Source organism: Mycobacterium sp. (genome assembly GCF_039583785.1).
Classification (GTDB): Bacteria; Actinomycetota; Actinomycetes; order Mycobacteriales; family Mycobacteriaceae; genus Mycobacterium.
The window spans coordinates 1-5,343 of sequence record NZ_JAVKSG010000122.1 but is presented as its reverse complement, the minus strand read 5'-3'; the positions used below and the strand labels follow the sequence as shown (position 1 = coordinate 5,343).

The 5,343-nt window shown below is 61.2% G+C and carries 4 protein-coding genes; 3 read left to right on the top strand and 1 reads right to left on the bottom strand.

The genetic code is table 11. From position 1 onward, the window contains the following. Positions 1 to 117: 117 nt before the first annotated feature. Positions 118 to 1,230, bottom strand: a complete 1,113-nt coding sequence (locus tag ABDV69_RS19970; RefSeq protein ID WP_343577477.1) for a site-specific integrase — start codon at positions 1,228 to 1,230, stop codon at positions 118 to 120. A gap of 468 nt (positions 1,231 to 1,698) precedes the next feature. Here ABDV69_RS19970 and ABDV69_RS19965 point away from each other — a divergent pair, with 468 nt between their 5' ends. From ABDV69_RS19965 to ABDV69_RS19955, 3 genes are all read left to right on the top strand, one after another. Next, on the top strand, positions 1,699 to 1,899 hold the full coding sequence (locus ABDV69_RS19965; RefSeq protein WP_343577475.1) for a helix-turn-helix domain-containing protein: 201 nt from the start codon (positions 1,699 to 1,701) through the stop codon (positions 1,897 to 1,899). Between the two features lie 276 nt (positions 1,900 to 2,175). Beyond that, positions 2,176 to 2,388, top strand: a complete 213-nt coding sequence (locus ABDV69_RS19960) for a hypothetical protein (RefSeq protein ID WP_343577473.1) — start codon at positions 2,176 to 2,178, stop codon at positions 2,386 to 2,388. Further along, the gene (locus ABDV69_RS19955) at positions 2,385 to 4,595 is read left to right on the top strand and encodes an AAA family ATPase (RefSeq protein WP_343577472.1); all 2,211 of its coding nucleotides are present in this window, start codon (positions 2,385 to 2,387) and stop codon (positions 4,593 to 4,595) included. Before ABDV69_RS19960 ends, ABDV69_RS19955 begins: the two co-directional genes overlap by 4 nt. The last annotated feature ends 748 nt before the right edge of the window (positions 4,596 to 5,343 follow it).

Below are 5,343 nucleotides of genomic sequence, written 5' to 3'. Positions count from 1 at the left end.
AGTTCAATGGCAGAACATCAGCTTCCCAAGCTGAATACGCGGGTTCGATTCCCGTCATCGGCTCCATACCTGAGCTGTGGCAACGCTGTTCGCACGATTCGAGTACCGGCCTCAGTGTCACGACGTTGTCACAACCCGGTTGAAAGTGTCACCAGCGGCTTTCAATGCGTCGTCTTGCGAGTGCGCGTATAGCCGCATGGTGAGGCTCGCGTCCTTGTGCCCAATCCATGCGGCGATGACCGCGACGGGCACCCCGGCAAGGTGCATCGCAGTGGCCGCCGTGTGACGCGCTGCGTGCAGCTTGATGGGTCGCAACCCGGCCGATTTCACCGCGTCTTGCCAATACCGCGACAGCACTTGCGGGTGGTAGGGGTCGCCGATCTCGTTGCTCACGACGTACTCGCCTGCGCGGTACGACGAACCTGCCGCCAACCGTTCGGCCGCCTGGCGCGCCTTGGCTGTCCTCAGCACCGACACCAGGCGGGCGGGCAACGGCAATGTGCGCCGCGAAGTCGCTGATTTGGGATCGTTCTCGACGGCGTGGCCGCCCGCGTCAACGCGGTTGTTGGCGATAGACACGGTGTTGCCATCGAGGTCGACGTCGGCCCACCGCAAACCAGCAATCTCGCCCCGTCGCAGGCCGCACAGCGCGAGTTCCCAAACGTGCGCGAGCCGGTCGCCCGCAATCGAGGTGAGCAGCGACTGCACCTCCGCCTCGGTGTAGGTATCGACGCTGCGGTGGCTGACCGCCACGGGGTCCACGTGCTCGGCGGCGTTCCGCGCGACGAGGCCCTGACGCTGAGCGTCGGCAAGCACCATCGCGAGGCTTTGGGTGAACTTGTTCACCGCGATGGCACCCCAGGGCCGCCGCGTGCGGCCCTTGCCCGTTGTGGTGCCTCCCGCGAGCAGGTCAGCCACCAGATCGTCGATGTGCGCCTTGGTGAGCCGCTGCACGGGCTCGTCACCGTGCCGCTCGATCAACGGCTGCAGGTCGTATTCGAGCTTTGCCTTGGAGGTGGCACGCAGCTTGTGGCGCCCCTTGATGTAGTTCTCGCAGACCTCACGAACCGTGTTGGCACGACGAGGTACGAACGTGCCCTGTACCGCGGCGTCGCCGATCTCCGCCAGGGCAGCGCGCGCCTCACGCTCCGTAGCGTATCGGCGCCGAACCTGCTGCCGCTTCCCCGTCTCGGCGTTGATACCTGCGTCGACGGTAAGCTGGTACCGCACAACGGTTCTGCCAGTTTTGCGGTCACGTGTGTTGACTTTGCGAATCTGTGGCGGCAATTGTCTTCTCGTCATCCGCGAAAGAATACAGCTGCACACTGACATACCTTTGTGACCGGACGAGACTCGTAACAATTATTTCCAAACGATCTAATCAATATTAAGTTTGTCAAGTTGCGTTGTTTCCTCACTTTAACGGCTCGCCCATATCAATCACGACAGCTAAATGATTCAACTTATTATGCTAATAAATAATTTGCGCATTGAATACCGCCTCAGAGCGTGTGATTTGCGTCACATTCAATCTGACGGTCGACCCTCCTTCCAGCTGGGTTGACCTCGGGACTATACGGTTCACTGCTCCCTTCAGAGTGCCATTAACGCGCATTGCGCCGAACCCAGAACGCGTCCAGACTTGCGTCATGCCATCCATCAACGTCAGGCGGCATCCGCAGGCGAAGGAAGTCACTAATGGAGAATGAACAATTTCCCCCACTGGTAGCCATACCCAAAGTGCCCGAATTCATTGGCGGTATTTCCCGTTCAAAGGTTTACGAGTTGATAGACGCCGGTGAGCTGAGGCGGATCCGTATCGGCCGCCGAGCCTTTATATCGGGCGATTCGATCGCGGCGTTCCTCAGGAAGGTTCTGACGAGCGGCGATGCGGCGTGAGGGGCGGTGTCTACTTGTCGCGGCACAAGACCCAGTCCGACTTGCCGAACGGCGATGCGCCTGACTCAACCACTGACCGGATTGCGTTACATGCGGCCAAGTCCCAACGCCTGAACGGGAGTGGAGGCGGTGATCGTGTCAGGGGGCATCAACGATGAGACTCCGACTCTCCGTCGGCGTGCCGCTAAAAACTTTGGTGCGCGGCACTGTGTTTTTGCCCCTCCGCACCCGGAAAAGATGAAAGGGCAGACTCTCTGCCCTGGTCGGAGGTGAATTGTGCTTTACGACAAAGACGACCGAGTGCCGCGCATGGAATGGCTGCGGGAGTTCGGCGTCAAGGACCGCCAGGAGAAGCGGGCGAGGGCACTCGGCCTGCCATGGCCGCCGCATGTAGTACTGGGTTGCAGGGTTTTCTACTCGCGCCAGCGCACAACGGAATGGTTTGCCGCCCAGGAGGCCAAAAGCCTTGTTGGCGGTGAAACCCCGTGATCAATGAGAAAGGGGCCGCCTCACGAACGGCCCACGGCCCCCAGATCACCAACACTGACAAAGATGCTGGCAAAAGTCATTCTAGCAACGGTGACGCCGCAGGTGAAGATGTCCAAATCGCCTTGGCGTTCATCGAGCACCTGGCCGAGCTTGGAGTTTCACTTTTCTCCGCTGAGCCGGGCGGGCGCCGTGAGATTGTGCCTAACGACGCCGGCGAGCTGGAGGAGGTCACTCTGCGGCAACCCGGCGACCCAGAGTTTGTGCGGCCGAAGGGCTGGCCGAGCCTGACCGCCGAGGGGAACGAGGCCCGCATCGGGGAGTATCGCTTCGGCCAGGCACTGTGCGCAATCTGCGGCAAGCCGATCGCAGTGGTAGACGTCGATCCACGCAACGGCGGCGACGTCGAGAGGGTACAGGCGCTATTGGCCGAGTTGAGGGTGCGCATCTTCGCCGAGGTCACCACTCCCGGCGGGGGCAGGCACTTCTATGTCGCCGGGCATGAGGACTTGCCCAGCACATCTTGGAAAAAGGGCGACGAACTAGCGGAGTTCTCCGGGTTGGATATTCAGTCGCACGGCCGCAACGTCTTCTTACCGTTAACCAAGCGGTTGAAGTATCCGGGCAAGGATTACACCGTACTGTTCGATGACCTGCAGGCGCTGGGTACCGAGGGTGATCCCGATGGGGCCGCGGCGCTGGCGCAGTGGGTGGCCGAGCAGAGGTACACCAACGTCAGGACGACGGCCGCCAAGCGGAAAGACACGGCCGACTTCGACTTCGAGAGATCGCAGCCGTGGAGCGGTGCGCCGCCCGACGCCCGCCAGCGCGCCTACCTCGACAGGGTGCTGGAGGAGAACGCCACGAAGGTGGCTACCAGCTTGCCGGGTGAGCGCAACGACACGTTGTTCCTCGCCGCGTTGAAGTGTGCGTCGTTCGTGGCCGGTGCGGGGATGGACGAACAGGTTGTGGTGGACAGGCTGGAGCTTGCCGCCGTGGACTGCGGTCTGGCCGACGAGGACGGGGGGTGGGCGGTGCTGGCCACCATCGGGTCGGGGTTTCGCATTGGGCGCAAGAGCCCGAGGGCCGTCCCAGTCGAGAGGACCGTCAAAGATGGTCAGCGCCGCGAGATCGAGTGGATCTCGTTGGACGACATCCCCGACGCCGCCCCCAAGTGGGCCTGGACCCACGAAGGGCTCGGCCGAATACAGATCGCCGCACTGACTCTTTTCGGCGGCCGCCCCGGCACCGGAAAATCAACCGGCGCTCGCTGGTTTGCCACCCGGTTCAGCAGGGGTGAGCTGGAGGGGTGCTGGAAGGACAAGCCGCAGACTGTCGCCTATCTTGCCGCTGAAGAGACAGCCAAATACGTTCTCAAGCCCGCGCTGCGGGCGGCCGGAGCCGACATGAAGCGGATCGTCACTCCCAAGGTGAAGACCGCCGAGGGCAAATACGTTGCCCTGCTGGCCGATGAGGATGAACACAGGCTGACCGCGGACCTGATCACGCAGAAAATCACGGTCATCGTCGTGGACCCGGTGATGTCAACGATCAAAGGCAAGACCGACATCTACCGCTCCAACGAGTTGCGAGAGGCCCTCGACCCGTGGATCCGGATCGCGGAGGCCATCGACGGGATCGTCATCGGCATCGTGCACTTCGTCAAGGGGACCACTGGGGATCTCATCTCAAGCATCAACGGCGGATCGGCCTTCGGCGAGGTGGCCCGCTGCGTGTTCGGTTTCGCTAAGGAGGCCTCTCCAATCGGCGGTGCCCCGCTGCGGGTCATGAGCCAGGCCAAGAACTCATGTGGCCGGGAGGACCTTTCACTGGAGTTCGCCATCGAGAGCAAATGGGTGACGGTCTCCACCGGCGAGGATGTGGAAGTCGGCACGTTTGTCCTCGGTGATGAGTCTGATGTCAGTGCCAGCGAGCTGCTGGCGCCACGCAAAGGACCCCGCCCACTCAGCCCGCAGATGCAGCTGGTCCTCAACCACGTCAACCGGCAGGAAGGGGTTGTCACACCAATGGACGTTTTCCACGCCGGGTTCGCCAAGGACAATAAGGCGGCTGGGCAAATGCTGAGGCGTCTCTTCGAGCGCGGACTGATCCTCAACCCCCGCCAAGGCGAGTACCGGCGGCTCCCCGATTCCTCACCACCCAGTGAAGAAATATGTTCCTCGCGTGTAGGTGAAGAAATGAAGAAATGAAGAAATACGCGCGTGAACTGCAGATATATAACTCTATGGGGTTTCCTCTTTCTTCATTTCTTCATTTATCTACGCGCAAGGCGAAAAAAACATGCTCGTCCCCCAGAGCCGCGCCTGCTCGACGTGACCGCTGCGTTGAGCTTCACCTCTGCTGGCTGCTAACGCGACCACACCAGCCATATACCGAAGTATCGGCAGCGACGACTCGCAGGCTCTCACGTTGTTTTTTGATGAGGCGGACACGAAGCAGGCGATGACTGGCCGACCAAAAGCCAGGGACGCTTGCAGGGCTCCTAGAGTCACGCGGCGCGCGCAGCCTGATCGAGACTCAGCTGACGACTCTCGAACCTGATTTGGCGGCTTTTCAATTTTAAGGGCCGACCAGACAGCCTCAACCGTGCGACGCGACGCTTTCGTCGAGTAAGCCACAGGCAAATGGCGCCACATTGGAAGGCGGAACCGCATCGGAAGTGGCCAATCCCCTGGGATTTAAAGGTCAATTTAGCCAAGTGCCGCGCCGCAAACCCGTCTGGGTAAGTCAAGGACTGGCCCAGAGAGGACCATCCCGCAGAAGGCGGATTCTGCTGCTGGTCAAAGCAATACGGCCTGTGAGGGGCGAGCGCATCTTCTCCCTCTGCTGTCCGGATATGGCGGCAAAACCCGCGACACTCACCTGGATATTTCACGGTGATCGGTAGGTTTCGGGTGTCGTGAACGCGAAAAGTGCGCTCGCACTGGGAGAATGGGG

Bases quoted from the DNA above. Each gene is read 5' to 3' on its own strand.
- ABDV69_RS19965 (WP_343577475.1), top strand. From the start codon at position 1,699: ATGGAGAATGAACAATTTCCCCCACTGGTAGCCATACCCAAAGTGCCC.